Genomic DNA, 20,480 nt, shown 5'->3' with positions numbered 1-20,480 from the left:
TCGAACAATCATACCGATTTTTGATTTTTAAATATTATTTCGCCTCAATATGTAACTTGTATGATTACTTTTTCTTACAATTTTTACTATAATGATTCGTTTATATCCATATATCGTTATAACTTAAGTAAGACTAACTCTATCCCAAGATTAAAGGAGGAGGTATTCGTATGAATGATATTCGTTTGTGCACGAAACCTAAGTTACGTTTTTTTGATATATTGGAAGCGCTATCAAATTTGCAGTGTTTATCTACTTTAGAAGGAACACAGAAAACAAAGGAGCAACAGACGTCTGAATATTTCACATTTGTTATGGATGATCAGTCGACTTTGGTACATCTTATTAATGATCAATCGACCAGTATTCCTTATTTATTATTATCAGGCCCAGATCATCGGCAATTAGCTTATCATTTATATCAAAGTGGTATGGTGTATTCAAGCAAAGATATTCAATATCGTTGTCTACATGATCAACATGTTGATGATCGAATCGATGCGATTTGTCGTTTGGGTATTGCTTCGTATGATGAAGCTTCATCTGAAGTGTTAGACATTTTCCAATTATATCTTCGTGATCCCGATGTACGTGTACGTCAATCCGCCGTATTTGCTACAAGTTTTATCGGCTGGCGAGAGTTTGAGGATATGTTAGTCTATACTGCTACACATGATCCTGATTCCAGAGTAGCCGAAATAGCTGAGAGTGCTTTACGGATTATGCGAGAAAGCGATTGGATCTCAGAACGTGCTTAATACGCATGAGTCGTAGCTCAATTGAAGTATTATCGAGTAACGTTGATAACCTTCATGAAATGGGAGATACTATAAATAAATCCGAAAAGTAGTGGGAAAAACAGCAAATGTTCTGCGATATTAAGAAAAAAGCAGAACATTTGCTGAAATTAATGAAATTTGTCAGAGAAATTGCTCACAATTGTCAAGTTTCATGCTAAAATATTTGTGTAGACAGCCATAATCAATGACTGTTATCCATATTCTTCACCGGCAGGGCGTAATATACATGGGGAACCGCTATGCTGTGGGAAGGTGCGAAGGGGTGTAGAATGAATAAAATAATAGTCAATCCGGCCCTTGCCCGAAACCATACACTTGCGAATACATATCAGATTCGCCGGACATTATCGGTTAGTGAATTATCTATCGTCTATGTAGCCAGACATATAGAACAGGGTACACTTCATGTAATCAAAGAATTTTTTCCAAGTGCATTGGTACAACGTAAAAAGGATCGTCGGCATATTGATTGTCATGAACCTGGTCTGGGTTCTAAATATAGAGAAATGTTGGAAACGTTTCGTTCTGAAGCTGAAATATTGAGTCAGATCAATCATCAAGGTATTATTCGCTATGTACAATATTTTGAAGAAAATGGTACAGCTTACCTTGTCACTGAATATTGCAAAGGCATCACATTGGATCAATTTATGGAAGAACATCCTACAGAAGTAACCAATGATTTTCTAGTAGAACGACTGGTTCCTGTTATTCGGGCATTGGAATACATACATAGTCTTGGTTATATTCATCGTGATGTGAGACCAAGTAATATTCTGATTGGAGAAGATGGACAGACCAAGTTGCTTGATTTTGGTTCGGCTGTGCGTTATCAAGAACGAACGCATACGATTCTGACGACAGCAGGATATTCACCGATTGAATTTTATTCAGGTCGCTCGGTACAAGGACCGGTATCGGATATTTATAGTTTGGCGGCTACACTGTATTTCTGCTGTCAGGGTAAAGCACCGATTGATGTACCTAAGCGTCTATTCCATGATACATTAGAGCCATTGCGTGATATGAACAAAGTATCTCCTATTTTAACAAGAGTAATTCATTGGGGATTGGCAGTCTCTGCACAGAAACGTTGTGCTTCTCTCAAATGGTTCAAAGTCGCTATGCGTGCTGAACGACTGTGGGAACGCAAATTTATTTTGATGAATGGTAAAAAGAAACTAGCAAATGATCACAAATCAACGATCAAAAAATAAATATCTTTAAAGCCTACATCTTTTTAATATGTAGGCTTTTTGTATATTATGATACAGATTTTATAACAAGAAAATGGGTTATTCCAATCAGAATAACATAGCAATATATTGAAGGAGAATAAGGACATGCTTAAGATTACAGAGAAATTTATAAATGAATTACATTCAACAAAAGATATCAATTATGAGAAATTTCAAGGGTACATAAATACGATAATTCGTTATGGCAATCAAGAAGATGCAGAAGCATTATATTCTACTTTTATACAAGATTCTTTAAAGTATGAGAATGGACGATTAATAGAACCTATTATGAGATTAGGGGATAGCCATCTAGCCCATGTATTATATGAATTTTCTATTGTAGACAATGATCTGACAGAAGAAGCACCTTATGAAGTGTTACATGCTTTGGGTTATATGGGAGTAGAACAAGTTACACCTGTATTAATAAAATATGCATTAGAAAGTGAACTTTGGAGCACTTGTAAATTTGCCTGTCTAGGATTAGCTCATTTATCTGTTGAAAAATACCAGCAACAATTAAAAGATAGATTAGAACAGTCTATCAATAAACCTCTATTTGAGGAATTTTTACCTCTACTTAGTTTTCGTTTATATGATGATACTTTTGTCGAACATTTATATGAATGGGGAGACAAACATGCTTCTATAGATTGTAATGCAGGACTGATTCTAGGCATTGCTTTATATGGAAAAGAACAGAAAGAAACGATAAAGAACATCATTTGGAGCTCGAATTGGCAAGCCCATGATATGGGTACAGGCACAGGAAAATGGACTTATCAAGCGATGGGGCATGTTGGCTTAACATTTGAAGAATTGATCGGAGATATGAAGCGATTTTTGGTAGAAATTGAATCTGATCGTGAATTAGAATATCGTTTAGATGTTTTGCATTTTCTGTTAACGTTCAACTTAACGTATTTTTCCAAAGATATTAAATTTGCTAATACTAATCATGAGAATATTGAAATCCTATATACATTATTATATTCAAGTAGTAATGAGAATACAGACGATTCGATATTCAAATGTATAAAGGAACGATTTGATCGAGATGAGCAGTTCAGTATAATTGAAAGTTACAAACGCTTAGAAATTCAAATGGAAATGTATATACTCTTTGAAGTAGAACGCAAACATCTACTTTTTTAACATAGAATATACAATCTTAGAAAATCTTTTACACAAGCAAGCTGTTTAGCATTAAGCTTCTTGTGGTATAATAAATTTAGCTTTAGAATCTATTAACGAAAGGATCAGGATACCATGGGTCCCCGAAGGATACTTCCCCAAAGGACGGTTTGGAAACGTTATGATCTCTCTTATACTTAGCTCTTCCGTAGAGAACAAGTCACTATAGACCAACTCTAACGGAAGAGGGAATCATGTATGCGAAGGACAAAGTCCTCCAAGTTTGCCTCACGTAGGAGTCGGTCGATATCGATCAAACTTACGAGAAATAGAGGGAGCTTGTATGAGGAGAAAACAAATGGATAAAACAGTATTAAGGCAGATTGCCATAATACTGCTTGGAACTTTGATTTTAGCGTTTGCTTATTATCACATTAATGTTCAGAATCAATTGTCAGAAGGCGGATTTGTCGGCTTAGCCTTATTAGGTAAATATGCATTTGGATGGTCACCAGCTTGGACAGCCTTGTTGTTGGATATTCCAGTGATATTACTTGCATGGTGGTTGAAAGGTCGCAGGTTCATGTTATTTACACTGATTGGAGCACTATCGTTTTCACTATTTTACTCATTATTTGAGCAATTATCGTTGTTTGTGGTGGACCTGCACGGTAACCTGCTAGCAGCCGCAGTCTTATCTGGGTTATTAACCGGTCTAGGAGCAGGAATCGTTCTACGATATGGTGGGGCGACCGGAGGCGATGATGTGTTGTCCAAATTAATCAGTGATTGGAGTGGCTGGAAGATCGGTAATGTATTTTTTGCAAGTGATGCGATTGTGTTATTGATCTGTTTGTTCTATTTACCGCTTAAAGAAACAATGTATACTGTTCTTGCAGTATGGATTGCTGGTAAAGTGATCACATGGACAATGACAACATCTTGGCAAATACGTTATGTACTACCGATTAAGCGCACTTCCACATTAGCTGTATCTGTGAGTAAAGCAGCTGTAAAACCTATAGCATCTACTCCACAGTCACTACAAATCAATAATAAGAGCATCAAAGTATAAATAAAAGCCGTTCAGTAGATCTTAACGATCATTGAACGGCTTTTTGCTATTTTATTTGACAAGTGCTCTTTTTTCAACCAAATAATAACTAAGGATAGATCCTAAAATACCGACTACAGCAACAGCGCCACCAATCAGTGGAACGTAAGGTAAGCCGAGATGGGTAATAACAATGCCACCGAGAAAAGCACCCCCTGCATTACCCAAATTCAATGCAGAGTGACTGGAAGTGGCTGCAAGTCTTGGCGCTTCATGGGCTAGATTCATAATACGAATCTGAATACCTGGCATGATACCAAAGGCCGCTGCACCCCAGAGAAATACGAATAGAAGCGTTAAGATCTGATTGTGAAGAACAGTAGATAAGATAACCAGCAAGATCACTAGAATGGTAAATGTTACGATCAATGAAGGCATTAACTTCCAATCGGCTAGCTTACCGCCTATAATATTACCTAATGTTACACCTACACCAAACATCACCAGAATCCATGTGACACTATGTTCTTGGAATCCGCTCACATCGGTGAGTAGAGGCGTAATGTAGGTAAATACAGTAAACATACTTCCACAGCCAAAAGCACCAGTGAATAAAATAAGCAGAACTTGCGGATTGATCAGACTACGGAATTCTTTTGCAAGGCTAGAAGGCCCTGATTGCTCGATCTTTGGAATTAAGAAAAAGATACCGACTAGCGAAATCATTCCCATAATCGTTATCGCACCGAAAGAAGCACGCCAGCCTAAATATTGTCCGATAAAGGTACCGAAAGGAACGCCGATAATATTAGCGATGGTAAGTCCAGCGAGAACCATCGAGACGGCACTGGCTCGTTTTTCCGGTCGTACCAATCGTGCAGCTATCAATGAACTTGCTCCCAGAAAAGTACCGTGTGCTAATGCAGTAACTAGACGCGAAGCCATTAACAGACTATAGTTTGGAGCGATGACAGCAAGTGCATTACCCAGTATAAAAATAATCATAAGCAGACAGAGCAATTGTTTCTGCGGAATGCGATGCGTTAATACCGTCAGTACAGGAGCGCCGACAGCCACTCCAAGCGCATAGCTGGTAATGAGTTGCCCTGCTTGTGGAATAGTGACTTGAAGATCACTGGCTACATTAGGCAGTAAACCCATGATCACAAATTCAGTCATGCCGATCGCAAAAGCACCAGCAGTGAGACAGAATAGTGCTGCCGGGAAACGATCATTTTGCGGTGAAACTTGTTCTTGCGTAACAGATGGTTGCATACATTCTCTCCTATTTTCTGAAATGTGCTATTTTTTCTCTATATTTTCTGTATGTACATAGTAACATTTAAAATTCAAAGTGAGTATAGATGTACCCAAATCCAACTTAAAGGAGCTTTCTAATGTTAACAGCCAAACAAGAGGTGCAATTAAGTAAATATATGAGTTTGATTTTGCGACATACCCCTGAGCAATACGGCATTGTACTTGATGCTCGTGATGGTTCTTGTCCTTTAGAAGAATTAGTACATGTGTTACGTGAGCAAAAAGGATGGAGCGATATTACGGAAGCTGATATTCGTCAGGTTGTTGAACAATCAGACAAACAGCGTTTTGAAATCAACGATAATCGGATCAAAGCAAGATATGGGCATAGCCATACCCAAGTTCAATACGAACAAGGAACACCACCAGCGATCCTATATCATGGCACTCATGAACAAGCAGTAACAGCAATAGAGCAGCAAGGTCTTTTGCCTATGAATCGTCAGTATGTCCATTTATCAGCCAGTACACATTTTGCAGAATTAGCAGGGAAGCGTAGAGGATCATTAGTGCTTTTACAAGTAGATACGGTTCAAGCGATTGCAGAAGGTGTAACGTTTTATTTTGCAGGTCATGAAGTCTGGTTGTCCGGTCCCATTCCTGCGCATTGTCTTACACGTGTAACTAAGGGCTAATCATATAGATGTAGGGATAAGTCAATTCAATCTACGTCATAAAAGTCAAAGAAAAGGGGAGCGATTATACATCGCTCCCTTTATCATTTTAAGTTGTAATCTATTAGATCGTCGAAAAGACTTAAGCTTGTAGTTCAAACGCTTCTGCTAGTAAACGATATGATTTTAATCGAGCTTCCGTATTGTGGATAGCAGATACAACGAGCAATTCGTCAGTCTGAAAATCTTTGGCAAACTGAAGCATTTTTTCTTTTACTTGATCAGGTGTACCCACTACACGAAAACGACGAGTGTCTTGAATATGTGCGATTTCAGAATTGGTATACGGATATTCTGCTGCTGTTTTGGCAGAAGGGAGATAAGGCATCGGACGATTTTCACGCAACATCAAGAAATAGAGATCATTACTACGCATATGATATTCTGCTTCTTCTTCTGTCTCTGCACAAGATACTGTGATTGCTGCTAATGACTTGGGTGTAGAAGACATGAGTGATGGTTTGAAGCTTTCTTTGTAATGAGCTACAGCATCTTCTCCACCTACTGTTCCAAAAAACTGAGCAAACGCATAAGAAGCACCTGTCATCGCCGCTAGATCAGCTGTTCCGCCACTAGAACCGAGTAACCATAATTCAGGAGCAGTCTCAATACTTGGTTCAGCAATCAATCCAGGAAAACGATGATCTGCTGGCAAAGCATCATTCAGATAAGCAATCAAATCGACAATCTGTTGAGGATAACGATCTGATGCATGCATAGAAGGGAATTTGCCTTCTTGAAGAGCACGTGTAGCTAAAGGCATACCTCCAGGAGCACGACCTACACCCAGATCAATACGATTAGGGTATAAAGCTTCAAGTAGACGGAAATTTTCAGCTACTTTGTAAGCACTATAGTGAGGAAGCATAATACCACCTGAACCAACACGAATCCGTGAAGTTAGTGCGGCTACATGAGCGATTAATACTTCAGGGCTTGAATGAGCCAGACTTGGAGACGCATGATGTTCTGACATCCAGAATCTTGAAAAGCCTAAACGATCTGCTTCTTGCGCTAATTTTAATGTGTTGGCTAGAGCATCTTTGGCATCTTCGCCTTCGTTAATATGGGATTGATCCAGTACGCCTAATTTCAACATATATAGTCACCTCTGTATAGGATTAAAGTATGATCATTGTAACTTTTCAATACTACGTTACTTTAATAGTGTAACCTAAATAGTCTGTCTTGTCCCATCGCACACAAAAAATCCACAAAAGGAGGGGAATCCTTCTGTGGATTAAAGACATCAAATAAAGAGTATCTACATCGTTCTATTCTAAATTAGCATGATTGGTAAACATGGCCGCAGAGTCGCCACCACGATGCTCCATTAAGCGAAGCATTAATCCATCGAAAAATAATAATACAGTCTGTTCAAACAATGAACCCATCGGTTGAACTGTCTCATATTGATTATGATCAGCAGGATCTTTAGGAGAACCAGGCAATTTGACCGTTAATGCAGATTTCTGACCGATCGTTGATTCAGGAAAAATCGTCACTGCGGCAATCGTTACTTCAGCTTGTTGTGCTTTTTCAGCCATCAACACGAGACCTTGTGTTTCTCCTGAACCGGAAGCGATAATCAGCAGATCACCTTTTCCAGAACGCGGAGTAACCGTCTCACCAACCACATAAGCTTTCAGTCCCAATTGCATTAAGCGCATAGCCAATGCTTTTGCCATAAGACCGGAGCGTCCTGCACCAGCTACAAAGACTTGACGTGCTGACAAAATCTGTTGTACCAGTGCTTCTGCTTCGACTTCAGGAATAGCCGCAAGTGTACGTTCTAATTCTTGAATAATACGGTCGAAATGTTTGGAGATTCCTGCTTGGTTACTCATCGTATTACCCTTGAGTGATCAAGTCGCGGATTTTAGAAGCTACGCCAGCTTTATCGTCTTGACCTGTAATTCCGCCACCAACGATGATTAGATCAGGGTTAGCTTTGATTGCTTCTGGCAACGTTTCTAATTTGATACCACCAGCGATAGCAGTTTTAGAGTTTTTAACTACACTTTTGATTGTAGCTAAGTCTTCAAACGGATTTTGACCTGCTGCTTGACCGTCATAACCTGTGTGTACACAGATATAGTCTACGCCTAGTGCGTCTAATTCTTTAGCACGAGTTGCGATATCTTTAACATTGATCATATCAACCAATACTTTGCTACCTTGTTTTTTAGCTTCGTCTACACAACCTTTGATTGTAAGGTCATTACTTGCGCCTAGAACAGTTACGATGTCTGCACCAGCTTCAGAAGCTTTCATTACTTCATAACCACCTGCATCCATAATTTTAAGGTCAGCTAATACTTTCAAGTGAGGGAAAGCTTCTTTCATAGCTTTAACTGCATGAAGACCTTCGTTAATTACGATCGGTGTACCAATTTCTACGATATCAATAAAAGGCGCTACTTCTTTTACAAGAGCAATACCTTCAGGGATGTTAACCAAGTCTAACGCTAATTGAAGTTCCATAATATATAATTCCTCCTAGTTGTATGTTGCGTTCGTTCTACCTATCGTTCAATGATGACTCCTAATGATCAGATCATTATTCCACACAAAGTGGATAGCCATCATCGACGTATTGCTAGTATAAATCAAAAGGTGCTATTTCCGTAAGTACGCACTTTTTAATTACATAGTGTCTAAAAGTATACTGTCAGCACTTTTTTAGCTATAATAGAGAGATCATAAAGAAATAGAACTGTGTAGCAGACCATACTAGAGCATATGTTATTATCCCAATTGGAGGAATCTCAATCATGCGTGAACGTATATTTAATTGTGAGAAAGAATTAACCCTATCGGTCATCGGGGGAAAATGGAAGATGTTAATCTTATGGCATTTGGGTAAAAGTGGCACAAAACGATTCGGCGAACTCAAAGCTTTGATTCCTGGAATCACTCAACGGATGTTAGTCAGTCAATTGCGTGAGCTGGAAGAAGACTTGATTGTTCATCGTGAAGTCTATCCTGTTGTTCCGCCTAAAGTAGAATATTCGTTAACTGAAATGGGCGAAACATTGATGCCAATTTTGGATGCGATGTATAACTGGGGTAAACATTATATGGATGTAGCAGAGATCGAACCTGTGGAGATCAAGCCTGCTTCATGGAATTAATTTATAAACTGGATAAATATAAGTCAGTACAATAAAAGCGAGCAGAGATCGGTAGTTAATGACCGTGTATGCTCGCTTTTTGCTATATATAAAAAGTGTATATGATCGTTAGCATATGACTTCTGTGAGGACAATTTAAGGCAATATAGAATAAATAGTGTGTAATTGGGGTATACATAGTAAAGACCGAATCTTTTTTGCCTATAGGAGGACAATAACAATGAATATCGCAATTATTGGAGCTAATGGACAGATTGGTAAAATCTTAACTACTCAATTAGCAGCAAATCAACATAAAGTCAGTGCTGTTATTCGCAAGCCTGAACAAGCAGAAGCATTAGAAAAAGTAGGTGCACAAGCTGTACTTGCTGATCTTGAAGGATCGGTAGAGGATCTGACCAAAGTACTTCAAGGAGCAGATGCAGTTGTTTTTGCAGCAGGATCTGGTGGAAGTACAGGTGCAGACAAAACGTTACTGATTGATCTGGATGGAGCTGTCAAGAGTATGGAAGCTGCGGAAAAAGCAGGAATTTCACGCTTTATTCTAGTCAGTGCATTATACGCAGAAGATCGTACACAATGGCCAGATGATATGAAAACCTATTATGTAGCCAAACATTATGCGGATAAAATGTTAGAAGCAAGTTCACTGGATTACACGATTATTCGTCCGGGTGGACTATTAAATGATGCAGGTACAGGTAAAGTTAAACTGGTTGAACATTTAGGAGAAAAAGGCAGTATTCCACGCGAAGATGTTGCTTCAGTGATTGCTAGCATTTTAGACCAGTCCAGTACGTACCGCCGTTCGTTTGACCTTGCATCCGGTGACGATACAGTTGAGCAAGCGATTCAATCTGTATAAAAGAATATTATATTGAAGTAAACAGCTGAATTTATTGATCATATCAAAGCAACAAAAAAGCACAGGCTTATATAGTCTGTGCTTTTTTCATTATTTTTATTTATGATCGATTAAAAAAACGTTGTCTACAAAAAAACGGGGGATAATGAATATTCATACTCATTATCCCTCGTTAGGTAGTATTAAGATTGTTTTAATCTGATTTGGGATGATCTTTATCCCATTCTTCAGCTTTGGCAGTAGCAATAGCGATCGCTCGACCTTCTTCATAACCTTCATCGAGTAAAGCATTGGCAATCTCAATCGCTTTATGACGTACACGAGTATCTAAATTTTTCATAGATGGGGGATAATCTCCGTTAGTCCACGGCATTATAAACACTCCTTTAGATAAGATAGAATACGTAATCACATGCTCCATAAACATATTTGCATCGAAAAAAAGATGCTATGTATTCATTTTACCCTTTTCAGATCAGACGAAACGGTACTATGATCAAACAAAAAGGCTCTCACCTTAGAGGTAAGAGCCTTTAGCTATTCATCTATTAAACTTAAGCTTCTTGGAACATCGCTTTGTATTCGCTATATCCTTCAGCTTCCAAATCTTCTTTCGGAACAAAGCGTAGAGCTGCCGAGTTAATACAATAACGTAGACCATTCGGTCCCGGACCATCGTCAAATAAATGACCTAGATGAGAATCAGCTTCACGGCTACGTACTTCGGTACGAACCATAAAGTGGCTCAAATCCATATTTTCTTTGACTTGATAATCACGAATTGGACGGCTAAAGCTTGGCCATCCGCAACCGGAATCGAATTTGTCTAGTGAACTAAACAATGGCTCGCCTGATACGATGTCGACATAGATACCTTCGCCATGATGATCCCAGAACTCATTTTTAAAAGCAGGTTCTGTTCCATTTTTTTGTGTAACATGATATTGAATTTCAGATAATTTATTTTTTAGATCACTTTTATCAAGTTTGGTAGACCAATGCTCGTTGATAAAAGCATCTCGACCGGAACCTTTACGATAGCGTTTGTAGTGACCTGTATTTTTTTTGTGATAATCTTGATGATATTCTTCAGCTTCATAAAATGTTTGAGCTGGTTCGATCGGTGTAACGATCGGCTTATCAAAGCGACCACTAGCAGCTACTTCTTGTTTGGAGATTTCTGCTAACTCTCGTTGTTCTTCTGTGTGATAATAGATCGTTGTGCGGTAAGAAGAACCACGATCGTAGAATTGTCCACCTTCATCGGTAGGATCTATTTGTTGCCAGTACAATTCTAACAATTTGGTATAAGGGAAAATAGCTGGATCGTATACGATTTGTACAGCTTCAGCATGACCTGTCGTTTCAGTACATACTTCTTTGTACGTAGGATTTTCGGTGTGTCCACCTGTATAACCGGAGCGAATACTGATGATGCCTGGTAGTTCTTCAAAAGGAGATACCATGCACCAGAAACATCCGCCTGCAAAAGTAGCCTTTTCATATTGTGAGTTGCTCATTTATCGTTCACTCCATTTCTTTAAATAAATAATTAAAATTTAAATCATATATAATATCTTACACTATATAAAACCCAAAAAAACAGTGCATTCAAACATTAGGTACGTAAAAACTGTTGATTTGGATGATATCTATTTATAAATACAGGGAGAAAAAACCGCCGACATGTAGCCATGTGAGCGGTTGGTGGTTATATTTTAATTGTTATTAATTATCCGTTTGGCCGATCAGATGGATAATTCTTATTTTTGCGGAATAGTCAATTGGTATCCAGCAGGCAAAAGATTGTTAGCAGCAATCAATTCATCTACAGTGACACCGTATTGAGCAGCGATTTCAGTCAAGCTAGCACCTTGAGGAACAATCACAGTTGTTGCTGTTTTAGCAGGTGTTACAGCTGGAGTTGTTTCTTCAGTTGTTGTGTTAGCTGTTCCGAACATAGCTTCTACTTGTTTTGAAACTGCTGTTTGGTAAGCTAAGTTATCTGCACGTTGTTCTGCTTTATCTTTTGCTTTTTGGTGATTACTTGTATCTGCAGCAGCTGATACTTGACTTGCTCCTAGTGGTGCAACCAAAGCAACAGCACCCAAGCTAGTAGCTAAAGCAGTAGACAATAAAACTTTTTTAAATGTGGATTTCATATTAATTTCTCCTCTGTAATTACATAATTTTTTATAACTTACTTTCATTTAGTAACTTTATTATATAAATATACCACCATCATTCGACAATTGCAATAGATTGTGTATATTTTCTTGATGTTATTTTTAAATGGTTTGCTTATCGTGTTGTATACTCTTATTATAAGCTTTGCGATTAAATTCACATGAGGGATAGCTTAAAACCATATGAAATTTCAATATAAATCCAATAAAGATAAAATAAAGTGACTTTTATATTCGATCGGTTACCTCTATAGTAGAATAAGATGTAACCATAATATCTATACTTATGATCAAAGGAGAATCTATAGTATGAAAGAACACGATCACAAAAGTGGTAAGCGTAAACGGATTGCTTTGATCGGTATAGGGGATATTGCTCGTAAAGTATATTTACCATTACTTATCAATCGTGTAGATATAGAAGTAGTCGGTGTAGTCAGCCATTCTCAGCAGACTGTGCGTCAGACGATGGATACTTTTCGCTTAACACAGGGGAGTACTAGAGTCGAAGATATTGAAAAATGGGAATTAGATGCTGTATTTGTACATAGCCCTACATTCACTCATTATGATATTGTAATGAAATGTCTAAGTTACGGATTGCCTGTATATGTAGATAAGCCATTGTCTTACGAAATCGAAGAAGCCCGTCATATGACTGCAACAGCAGAGCAGAAAGATCTATTGCTAGCTGTAGGTTTTAATCGTCGGTTTGCTCCATTATATATGAATGCTTATGCCTGGCTGGCAGAAGCAGGTGGTTTCGAATTATGTGAAGTGGTCAAACATCGTACCCGTCTCCAAAGTTTACCTGCCAAAGAAACGGTCTATGATGATCTGATTCATATGTTGGATTTATTAATGTGGTTGGGTAATGACACTTATGCTGTAATGGCTCATCAGCTTCGTCAGCAAGGGAACGGTAATGGCCCTATGCTTCATGCTTCGGGAATGCTTTCGTTAGGGAACGGGCGTTATGGGAGCTATACGATGGCACGCAGTGCAGGGATCGATATGGAACGATTGATTTTGCACGGCGGCGGACGTTCTGCAGAAGTGATGAATATGGATAGCGCTTATTTATATGAAAAAGATATGTTACCTCAGCATCAACAATTTGGAAGCTGGGAAACGATATGGGAACGGCGCGGGTTTATGGGCGTGGTTGATCATTTTCTAGATCGCTTATCGACACCTGAACAATGCAGTATACGTGCAGACTTGGTATTAGAATCACATATTTTAGCAGACCGATTAACATCAGATTTGTAAAAGAAATCTTCAATATAGAAAGGATGCAATAAGATGGATGATTATGATTACGACAATTTAACAAGTAAAGAGCAGCAGAAATTACGAGAAGAGCAGATTGTACAAAGTTATCGTCAAGATGAAGATATGATGATTCTGGTATTCGCTCAGTGGTGTGTGAATCGTGGATTCGATGCCAAAGAATTATATCAGACGGCTTATCCTGATCAAGTGGACAATCCGCGTCTGCAACAAGGGATTAATCTTACCGTTCCTAAAGAAGAAGCAGGCGATATTCCTGATGACACATTATTTGGTGTGTTGTCGATGTATGGAAATGAAGATTTAGCGTTAGTGATTAGTGAAGCGATAGAGACAAGAGCCTCAACAGAGCGCCGACTTGCTTCCCAAGAAACAGAAAAAGAGTAGAATACCCATGTGTACAAAGCTTTTGTTATTTCCTGAAAATTAAAGGAAATAGCAGAAGCTTTTATTTATTTTTTGCAAATTTTTAAATTTTAACTTGGCATATGACACTTAATATGATTTAATAATAACTATTACGATTTGAAAAAAATGTAGAAAATTGTAGAATGATATATAATAGTGTCATATAGGGGTTATATAAATATATAATTGGAGGAGAAATAACATGATGAAAGCAACTGGTATTGTAAGAAAAGTAGATGAATTGGGACGGGTCGTTATTCCTATCGAATTGCGTCGTGTCATGAATATCGATGTAAAAGACGGTTTGGAGATTTTTGTCGATAGTGATCGCATTATTTTGAAAAAATATGAGCCTTCTTGCATCTTCACAGGCGATTCAGAAGACTTGATCTATTTCAAAGGTAAAATGATTAGCCGTAATGCTATTGAAGAGTTGATGGAAGCTTACCGTACTCAACTTTAAGATTCAACTTTGGCTATAAATAATACGAAACCTGATCCTACGCAACATTTGTATATGCGTAGAATCAGGTTTCTTTTTTGATTTTTATGAATGAATAGTATAGGTGACTTGCATAATAGAATCTTGATTAGCACGTACTTGCTGAAGTTCAGCAGGTTGACTATTCTGAATATGTTCGATCCCGTCGGGCACAATCACAGGTGTAATAATAGATAGACCTGAAGATTGAATCATAGCAGTATCGAATTCGATCAATAATTGTCCTGCTTGAATGGTATCCCCGGATTGTATATGAAGGGTGAATCCTTGTCCTTTCAAAGAAACCGTATCCAGTCCAATATGAATTAATAATTGTACACCACTACTGTGCTCAAGAATAATCGCATGCTTACTCTTATCCATCACATGGGCGACTGTTCCATCGAACGGAGCATATAACTTGCCTTCATCCGGTTGAATCGCAATTCCTTCACCCATATGCTTGCCTGCAAAAGCAGGGTCAGGTACATTTTCGAGATGAACCAATGTACCGCTGATAGGAGCGATTATATCTAACACCTTAGTGCTTGTAGCAGAAGTATTTACTTGATTAGAGTGCGAAGATGTAGCTGTTTGATTATCATTAGAAGCAGATGATACAGATTCAACTTGTACAGCAGTAGGGATAGAACCGGAAGCAGTTCCTGATACGGTTGCTGTAGATGCTGTGACTACTTTGTCTTTATAACCAAATAACCATGTTAATGTAAAGGCTATTGCAATCGCTACTACATTACACAAAATATAAAGTGGAAGTTGGCTATTCAAATACAGCAATGTTCCTGGAATCACTGTAATTGCCATACCTGTTCCTGCTAAATGGAACAAAGAAGCCATAAATCCACCTACACCGCCACCGATCAATCCCATAATAAATGGCTTCATATATCGTAAGTTCACTCCAAAAATCGCAGGCTCTGTGATTCCTAGAAAAGCAGAGAACGAAGAAGGAAGGGCTAATGCTTTGAGCTTATTGTCTTTGGTTTTGAGACCTACAGCTAGACAAGCTCCACCTTGAGCCGCCATCGCACAGGTGATAATAGCGTTAAATGGGTTAACTCCTGTTCTTTCTAATAATTGAATCTCCAAGAAGTTGAAAATGTGATGCACACCTGTAACTACAATAATTTGATGCAAAGAACCGATTAATAGCCCTGCAATTCCATAAGGCATATCTAATACATAGATCGTAGCATTCAAAACAACAGATTCCAGTGAGTGGAAAATAGGACCGATTGCGAACAGCCCAAGTGTAATCATAATCAGTAATGTCAGGAATGGAGTTAAGATTAGATCAATCGCTTCAGGAATCCGCTTACGTAAAGCTTTTTCTAATTTGGCTCCAATCAGACCGATGACAAATGCCGGTAAAACAGAACCTTGATAACCGACAACAGGAATAAATCCAAACATCGTTAATGGATGAGCAGACCCATCGGCGACCGAATAAGCATTAGGTAGAGCAGGGTTGACGAGCATAAGACCAAGTACAATCCCTAATACAGGACTTCCGCCGAACACCCTAAAAGCAGACCAGGCAACAAGTGCAGGTAAAAAGGCAAATGCAGTATCCGTTAAAACTTGTGTAAATAAAAGAAAGTTAGCTGGAATATGATCAGGTGTAATACCGAATAAAGCTAGGATCTGAGGTTGTGTTAATAATCCTCGTAATCCCATAAATAAACCGGTAGCGACAAGAACCGGAATAATAGGAACGAACACGTCGCCAAATGTACGAATAGAACGTTGGAAAAAGTTGCCGGCATTTTTACTTTGACTTTTAATATCGTCTTTGGAAGTGCTCTCGACACCTAATTTCTCAACTTCTTCAAAAATACGATTAACTGTACCTGTACCGAAAATAATCTGATACTGTCCGGAGTTGAAAAAAGCACCTTTAACTTTATCAATATTTTCAGTACGCTCCTGATCAATCAGCTCTTCGTTATGTACCATAATCCGCAAGCGGGTTGCACAATGAGCAAAAGATGCAATATTATCTTTACCTCCGACAGCTTCGATCACCTGTTGAGCAATTTTTTGATTTTCAGACATGATTACTGTTCCCCCTTATCGATCAAATCCCATTGTGTAACATCAAAACAAGCACTCCCATGTTCCGCAAATAAAGCAAATCCTGTACTGTTCAATTGTGGAAAGATGCGTGAAGTGAATACGTTACGACCATCATTGACAAAAACTTCAATCGAAGAAGTATCCATAAATAAATGTAGCGTTACTATTCCTTCTTCTAGCGGTAAACTACAGCTTCGAGTCGTTCCATACTCCAGTGCAAGGGATTGACCGGACAAGGTGCGATCTAACGTTAGTTTTTCAAGTGCAGGTTCGTAATACAGAACTGTTTTTTCATCTGTGCCCACTCGTACTTCGATCCCTACTTTATCAGCTTGAATATCACTGATCTGAATAAGCATTTCGTAATGAATACCTTCTATAGAAGAAATCAGATCACGATGATGATGAACAGTGCGATGTAAATGAGACTGTTGTCCACGTAGCTGACTCAGTTCTGCAACTGGACGCTGTCTAAGCTGACCATCTTCAATTGATAATTCACGTGGCAACGTGAGACAGTGTGCCCATCCTTGAGTATCTGTAGGATAGTTGATCTCTGGCATTCCAAGCCAACCGACGAGCAGTCTGCGTCCATCGGGTGCAAGTGTAGTCTGTGGAGCATAGAAATCGAATCCATGATCTAACTCATAAAACTCTCCATGATCAAACTGTCGCGTATTCAGATCGAGCGGAGTACCGATCATATAACCGGACTGATAAATATTCTGAAAATGATCTCCAATGGCTGCTAACCCTTGCGGAGAAAATAAAAATACACCTTGCTGATCCAATTCAAAGTAATCCGGACACTCCCACATATAGCCAAATGAAGGTAATGCCGTATTTAACTCCCCTTGAAAAGTCCATTCTTGTAGATCAGGTGATTGATAAAGAACTGCACATCCTGTCTGATCGATCCGCTGTGCTCCAATGACACAGTAATAATATTCTCCATCTTGCCAGACTTTAGGATCACGGAAATGATCGGTATACCCAGCAGGTACTTTGTCGATAACAGGAGGGAGCTTGGTGATCACACCTTGTTGATCCATAGTCGCCATACATTGAAATGGATAACGCTTCCAATCTGTGTTACGCGTATTACCGGTATACATTAGATACAGTAGATTGTCTTTTTCTATAGCGCTTCCAGAATAGGCCCCATGAGAATCATATATCGTATCTGGAGCCATACCGATCCCTTTATTATTCCAATGCACCAGATCAGTAGAAGAAGTATGATACCAGTATTTGATACCATGTTGTGTGCCTAGTGGGAACCATTGATAGAAAAGATGATATTCTCCATTAAAAAAGGAAAATCCGTTAGGATCATTTAGTAACCCTGCTTCAGGTTGAATATGAAAAGCTTGTCGCCACGGACTCTGATCGGCTAATTGCTTTAAGGCTTCCCATTCGCCAGTCTCTGCTTCATGAAGCTTACGGTACAACTGAGTTCTGTTCATTTTCATAGTGTGTTCTCCATACTTATTCATCATATTCTTTTTACGGAACCGGTTCCAAATTAGATTAAAAAAATACATCGGAACCGGTTCCAATGTATTATAAGTCGGGATTTAGCGATTGTCAACGCTTTCTCTGACAAGTAGTTCGCATGTTGAAATGGATGTGTTTTGTACCGATTGCCCTTGAATCATTTGAATTAGGTTAGTCGCTGCGAGTTGCCCGGCTTCTTTGTAATGAAATTTGACGGTAGTCAAAGCAGGATGCATAAGCTCAGTGATATCGTACCCACCGAATCCGGTCACTGATAAGTCAGTCGGAATATCAATTTTTCTAGAAAGTGCGGCTTTGAATACACCAATAGCTATATTATCGGTTGCTGCAACCACAATAGAAGGAGTCCACTGATCAAGTAGATGATGGGCTGCAATGACCGCTTGATCCATACGAAATCCTGATTCGTAATAACGAATATCATAATCTGTATACTCCTGAAGAGCTTGTTGAAAGCCAAGTTTACGCTGAATACCTACTGCATCATCTTGTTCAGTGACCCCTAGATAAGCGATCTGACGATGCCCTTTAGACAGTACATATTTACCTAGTAGATAACCAGCTTGACGATCATCATGAATAACACTATGTAGCTGTTTATCATCTTGACCAATCAAGACAACAGGAATATTGCATTTGGCTATCGCTTGACGATGTTCATCTGTGATTTGAGCCGCCATAAATAGTAAGCCTGAAATCTTTTGCCGAGAAAATTCATAAATAGCTTCAATCTCACGCGTGGTTTCTTGATTAGCATTAGCTAGTAGCATCTGGTACTGCTCTTGACGTAATGTATCATCGATCCCCATTAACATTTGAGAAACAGCAAAAGAATCCAGTCGTGGTACAATAATGCCGATAATACTTGTTTTTTTCGCTTTTAAGCTTCGAGCAAATGTATTCGGTACATACTGATGTTGTTTAATAATGCGTTCGATTTTTTCTTTGGTTTCTTCACTCACCGAGCCGCCATTGAGGTACCGAGAAACAGTACTTTTGGCAACACCAGCGGCTTGAGCGATATCAATAATCGTTTTCATAGTTATATACTCCTTATAAAGATCAAAAATGATCGTATATCTACTTATATTTGCTATAGTTATATTCTGTTTATTATACATGAAAAAAGAGAGATTCTTTAGATCAAAGAATCTCTCTGTCATTGATTATCTACCCTAAGCGTTATCAGCCAATTGAAGACTAATTTAAGTGATATGTTCACGTTTGGAAATACGGAACTCTTTGGGTGACATGCCAAAGCGAGAACGGAATACACGATGGAAATACGTATAATTGGCAAATCCTGAAGATTCAGCCACTTCCTCTAACGGCATCGGACTGAAGACAATTCGCTCTTGTGCCATATTGAGACGAACATCAAGCGCATACTGCATAATCGTGGTATCAAAAGCTTCTTTAAACAAATGAACAGCTCTAGAGACACTAATTCCCACATACATAGCTACATCGTCTAATTTAAAAGCAGTCGATGCATTTTCTTCGATATAGTTTTTAATTTGATAAGCTAGATACGTTTTGGGACCACTGATCGGTTGTTCTGATAAATACCGATCGATCGATAAGCATAGAATTTTCATATAATAAGATAAAATCTCAGGATAAGGATCATCGATTCTTCTTTTTTCCATCGAGATCTGTCGTAATAGATCAACGATATTATCGCTAAGTGGAATTTTTACTTTAGCCGGGCGTTCGGTATGATTCCACCATCGATCTGCCCATTCTCCTCCAAAAAAGATATGGTAATCTCCGCTTTCTACTATCGGTAGACCTGCTGCGTTCGGCGCATAATCAATTTTCAATTCATACGGTTCGTCTGGAGCATATAGATGGAGATCGCCTACTTCCACTTCGTCCATACCGCCTTTGTAACGAAGCAAGCAATTGCCTTCAGTTTGAAAACGGAATAAGTAACTTTTGACACCTTCGGGCTCATTCATATAAAAAGGTTTTCGATGAAACGAATAACCTGCGGTGTAAACTTTGCAAATATCTCCAGTTAATTCCATTAAAAATCCTCTTTTCAGCAACAAATTTAAAATTTGACCAAATAGTTCATGTTTTAATCATATTATTCATTTTAATTGACACGAAATAGTAATACTATTGTAACAAGCTTATAAATCATCATGATCTTACAATAAACAAAAAGGACAATGGTATGTATAAGTCCATCATACATAAAGGGTTTATCATAGCATTGCTAGATTGTCGTTTGACAGGACAATCCTACGTTTACTTATAACCAGAGGAG

21 protein-coding genes are annotated in these 20,480 nt (G+C 38.5%); 10 read left to right on the top strand and 11 right to left on the bottom strand.

The window, feature by feature from the left end; all coding sequences use genetic code 11:
* Positions 1 to 170: 170 nt before the first annotated feature.
* The 4 genes from PO903_RS20035 (at position 171) to PO903_RS20020 (ending at position 4,250) form a co-directional block, all read left to right on the top strand.
* Positions 171 to 758 carry a HEAT repeat domain-containing protein gene (locus tag PO903_RS20035; RefSeq protein WP_273594391.1) on the top strand — a complete coding sequence of 196 codons (588 nt, stop codon included), beginning with the start codon at positions 171 to 173 and terminating at the stop codon, positions 756 to 758.
* 311 nt (positions 759 to 1,069) lie between these two features.
* Entirely contained in the window at positions 1,070 to 2,017 is a 948-nt protein-coding gene (locus tag PO903_RS20030; protein WP_069329056.1) for a serine/threonine protein kinase, read from the top strand.
* Positions 2,018 to 2,143: 126 nt separating this feature from the next.
* Positions 2,144 to 3,196, top strand: coding sequence for a hypothetical protein (locus PO903_RS20025; RefSeq protein WP_273594390.1), 1,053 nt, complete (start codon positions 2,144 to 2,146; stop codon positions 3,194 to 3,196).
* Between the two features lie 322 nt (positions 3,197 to 3,518).
* A complete protein-coding gene (locus tag PO903_RS20020; RefSeq protein WP_069329057.1) occupies positions 3,519 to 4,250 on the top strand; it encodes a YitT family protein in 732 nt (243 codons plus the stop codon).
* A 51-nt stretch (positions 4,251 to 4,301) separates the two neighbouring features.
* Here the strand turns inward: PO903_RS20020 and PO903_RS20015 are convergent, their stop codons facing one another.
* Entirely contained in the window at positions 4,302 to 5,504 is a 1,203-nt protein-coding gene (locus PO903_RS20015) for an MFS transporter (protein WP_273594389.1), read from the bottom strand.
* A gap of 122 nt (positions 5,505 to 5,626) precedes the next feature.
* Here PO903_RS20015 and PO903_RS20010 point away from each other — a divergent pair, with 122 nt between their 5' ends.
* Complete coding sequence (locus PO903_RS20010; protein WP_137220695.1) at positions 5,627 to 6,184, top strand: RNA 2'-phosphotransferase; 558 nt, start codon at positions 5,627 to 5,629, stop codon at positions 6,182 to 6,184.
* Positions 6,185 to 6,305: 121 nt separating this feature from the next.
* On the opposite strand, the gene PO903_RS20005 is transcribed toward PO903_RS20010, so the two are convergent.
* The 3 genes from PO903_RS20005 to hxlA all read right to left on the bottom strand — a co-directional run bounded on the left by PO903_RS20005 (position 6,306) and on the right by hxlA (position 8,707).
* Complete coding sequence (locus PO903_RS20005; protein WP_069329060.1) at positions 6,306 to 7,322, bottom strand: LLM class flavin-dependent oxidoreductase; 1,017 nt, start codon at positions 7,320 to 7,322, stop codon at positions 6,306 to 6,308.
* Positions 7,323 to 7,497: 175 nt separating this feature from the next.
* The gene (gene hxlB / locus PO903_RS20000; RefSeq protein ID WP_273594388.1) at positions 7,498 to 8,070 is read right to left on the bottom strand and encodes a 6-phospho-3-hexuloisomerase; all 573 of its coding nucleotides are present in this window, start codon (positions 8,068 to 8,070) and stop codon (positions 7,498 to 7,500) included.
* Positions 8,071 to 8,074: 4 nt separating this feature from the next.
* Entirely contained in the window at positions 8,075 to 8,707 is a 633-nt protein-coding gene (gene hxlA / locus PO903_RS19995; RefSeq protein WP_069329062.1) for a 3-hexulose-6-phosphate synthase, read from the bottom strand.
* A gap of 281 nt (positions 8,708 to 8,988) precedes the next feature.
* Between hxlA and hxlR the strand changes: the two genes are divergently transcribed.
* Together hxlR and PO903_RS19985 are read left to right on the top strand one after the other, a co-directional pair.
* Positions 8,989 to 9,357, top strand: coding sequence for a transcriptional activator HxlR (gene hxlR, locus PO903_RS19990; protein WP_069329063.1), 369 nt, complete (start codon positions 8,989 to 8,991; stop codon positions 9,355 to 9,357).
* Positions 9,358 to 9,577: 220 nt separating this feature from the next.
* Positions 9,578 to 10,222: an SDR family oxidoreductase gene (locus PO903_RS19985; protein ID WP_273594387.1), complete on the top strand. Its 645-nt coding sequence runs from the start codon at positions 9,578 to 9,580 to the stop codon at positions 10,220 to 10,222.
* 193 nt (positions 10,223 to 10,415) lie between these two features.
* Here PO903_RS19985 and PO903_RS19980 read toward each other — a convergent pair whose 3' ends face one another.
* The 3 genes from PO903_RS19980 to PO903_RS19970 form a co-directional block, all read right to left on the bottom strand.
* Positions 10,416 to 10,595, bottom strand: a complete 180-nt coding sequence (locus tag PO903_RS19980; RefSeq protein ID WP_137220693.1) for a DUF2188 domain-containing protein — start codon at positions 10,593 to 10,595, stop codon at positions 10,416 to 10,418.
* A gap of 181 nt (positions 10,596 to 10,776) precedes the next feature.
* Positions 10,777 to 11,742, bottom strand: coding sequence for a peptide-methionine (S)-S-oxide reductase MsrA (gene msrA, locus PO903_RS19975; RefSeq protein WP_069329066.1), 966 nt, complete (start codon positions 11,740 to 11,742; stop codon positions 10,777 to 10,779).
* Positions 11,743 to 11,985: 243 nt separating this feature from the next.
* Positions 11,986 to 12,384 (bottom strand): LysM peptidoglycan-binding domain-containing protein, encoded by a 399-nt coding sequence (locus PO903_RS19970; RefSeq protein WP_137220692.1) that lies wholly within the window; start codon positions 12,382 to 12,384, stop codon positions 11,986 to 11,988.
* A 333-nt stretch (positions 12,385 to 12,717) separates the two neighbouring features.
* Here PO903_RS19970 and PO903_RS19965 point away from each other — a divergent pair, with 333 nt between their 5' ends.
* From PO903_RS19965 to PO903_RS19955, 3 genes are all read left to right on the top strand, one after another.
* Positions 12,718 to 13,680: a Gfo/Idh/MocA family protein gene (locus PO903_RS19965; RefSeq protein ID WP_273594386.1), complete on the top strand. Its 963-nt coding sequence runs from the start codon at positions 12,718 to 12,720 to the stop codon at positions 13,678 to 13,680.
* Positions 13,681 to 13,713: 33 nt separating this feature from the next.
* Positions 13,714 to 14,088 carry a protein YxiS gene (gene yxiS, locus PO903_RS19960; RefSeq protein WP_069329069.1) on the top strand — a complete coding sequence of 125 codons (375 nt, stop codon included), beginning with the start codon at positions 13,714 to 13,716 and terminating at the stop codon, positions 14,086 to 14,088.
* A gap of 223 nt (positions 14,089 to 14,311) precedes the next feature.
* Positions 14,312 to 14,572 carry an AbrB/MazE/SpoVT family DNA-binding domain-containing protein gene (locus PO903_RS19955; RefSeq protein WP_273594385.1) on the top strand — a complete coding sequence of 87 codons (261 nt, stop codon included), beginning with the start codon at positions 14,312 to 14,314 and terminating at the stop codon, positions 14,570 to 14,572.
* A gap of 84 nt (positions 14,573 to 14,656) precedes the next feature.
* Here PO903_RS19955 and PO903_RS19950 read toward each other — a convergent pair whose 3' ends face one another.
* From PO903_RS19950 to PO903_RS19935, 4 genes are all read right to left on the bottom strand, one after another.
* Positions 14,657 to 16,666, bottom strand: coding sequence for a sucrose-specific PTS transporter subunit IIBC (locus PO903_RS19950; protein ID WP_273594384.1), 2,010 nt, complete (start codon positions 16,664 to 16,666; stop codon positions 14,657 to 14,659).
* A gap of 2 nt (positions 16,667 to 16,668) precedes the next feature.
* Positions 16,669 to 18,159, bottom strand: a complete 1,491-nt coding sequence (locus tag PO903_RS19945) for a glycoside hydrolase family 32 protein (protein WP_273594383.1) — start codon at positions 18,157 to 18,159, stop codon at positions 16,669 to 16,671.
* Between the two features lie 105 nt (positions 18,160 to 18,264).
* The gene (locus tag PO903_RS19940; protein WP_069329073.1) at positions 18,265 to 19,245 is read right to left on the bottom strand and encodes a LacI family DNA-binding transcriptional regulator; all 981 of its coding nucleotides are present in this window, start codon (positions 19,243 to 19,245) and stop codon (positions 18,265 to 18,267) included.
* 165 nt (positions 19,246 to 19,410) lie between these two features.
* Positions 19,411 to 20,235 (bottom strand): AraC family transcriptional regulator, encoded by an 825-nt coding sequence (locus PO903_RS19935; protein WP_069329074.1) that lies wholly within the window; start codon positions 20,233 to 20,235, stop codon positions 19,411 to 19,413.
* Positions 20,236 to 20,480: the final 245 nt, after the last annotated feature.

The organism is Paenibacillus sp. PK4536 (assembly GCF_028594455.2).
GTDB classification, from domain to species: domain Bacteria; phylum Bacillota; class Bacilli; order Paenibacillales; family Paenibacillaceae; genus Saccharibacillus; species Saccharibacillus nuruki.
Note: the sequence above shows the minus strand (reverse complement) of the source record. Positions and strands in the feature narration are given on the sequence as shown.

Excerpts from the sequence above, each read along its gene's own strand:
- PO903_RS20035 (WP_273594391.1), top strand. The coding sequence starts at position 171 with ATGAATGATATTCGTTTGTGCACGAAACCTAAGTTACGTTTTTTTGAT.
- PO903_RS20030 (WP_069329056.1), top strand. The coding sequence starts at position 1,070 with ATGAATAAAATAATAGTCAATCCGGCCCTTGCCCGAAACCATACACTT.
- PO903_RS20025 (WP_273594390.1), top strand. The coding sequence starts at position 2,144 with ATGCTTAAGATTACAGAGAAATTTATAAATGAATTACATTCAACAAAA.
- PO903_RS20020 (WP_069329057.1), top strand. The coding sequence starts at position 3,519 with ATGAGGAGAAAACAAATGGATAAAACAGTATTAAGGCAGATTGCCATA.
- PO903_RS20015 (WP_273594389.1), bottom strand. The coding sequence starts at position 5,504 with ATGCAACCATCTGTTACGCAAGAACAAGTTTCACCGCAAAATGATCGT.
- PO903_RS20010 (WP_137220695.1), top strand. The coding sequence starts at position 5,627 with ATGTTAACAGCCAAACAAGAGGTGCAATTAAGTAAATATATGAGTTTG.
- PO903_RS20005 (WP_069329060.1), bottom strand. The coding sequence starts at position 7,322 with ATGTTGAAATTAGGCGTACTGGATCAATCCCATATTAACGAAGGCGAA.
- hxlB (WP_273594388.1), bottom strand. The coding sequence starts at position 8,070 with ATGAGTAACCAAGCAGGAATCTCCAAACATTTCGACCGTATTATTCAA.
- hxlA (WP_069329062.1), bottom strand. The coding sequence starts at position 8,707 with ATGGAACTTCAATTAGCGTTAGACTTGGTTAACATCCCTGAAGGTATT.
- PO903_RS19985 (WP_273594387.1), top strand. The coding sequence starts at position 9,578 with ATGAATATCGCAATTATTGGAGCTAATGGACAGATTGGTAAAATCTTA.
- PO903_RS19980 (WP_137220693.1), bottom strand. The coding sequence starts at position 10,595 with ATGCCGTGGACTAACGGAGATTATCCCCCATCTATGAAAAATTTAGAT.
- msrA (WP_069329066.1), bottom strand. The coding sequence starts at position 11,742 with ATGAGCAACTCACAATATGAAAAGGCTACTTTTGCAGGCGGATGTTTC.
- PO903_RS19970 (WP_137220692.1), bottom strand. The coding sequence starts at position 12,384 with ATGAAATCCACATTTAAAAAAGTTTTATTGTCTACTGCTTTAGCTACT.
- PO903_RS19965 (WP_273594386.1), top strand. The coding sequence starts at position 12,718 with ATGAAAGAACACGATCACAAAAGTGGTAAGCGTAAACGGATTGCTTTG.
- yxiS (WP_069329069.1), top strand. The coding sequence starts at position 13,714 with ATGGATGATTATGATTACGACAATTTAACAAGTAAAGAGCAGCAGAAA.
- PO903_RS19955 (WP_273594385.1), top strand. The coding sequence starts at position 14,312 with ATGATGAAAGCAACTGGTATTGTAAGAAAAGTAGATGAATTGGGACGG.
- PO903_RS19950 (WP_273594384.1), bottom strand. The coding sequence starts at position 16,666 with ATGTCTGAAAATCAAAAAATTGCTCAACAGGTGATCGAAGCTGTCGGA.
- PO903_RS19945 (WP_273594383.1), bottom strand. The coding sequence starts at position 18,159 with ATGAAAATGAACAGAACTCAGTTGTACCGTAAGCTTCATGAAGCAGAG.
- PO903_RS19940 (WP_069329073.1), bottom strand. The coding sequence starts at position 19,245 with ATGAAAACGATTATTGATATCGCTCAAGCCGCTGGTGTTGCCAAAAGT.
- PO903_RS19935 (WP_069329074.1), bottom strand. The coding sequence starts at position 20,235 with ATGGAATTAACTGGAGATATTTGCAAAGTTTACACCGCAGGTTATTCG.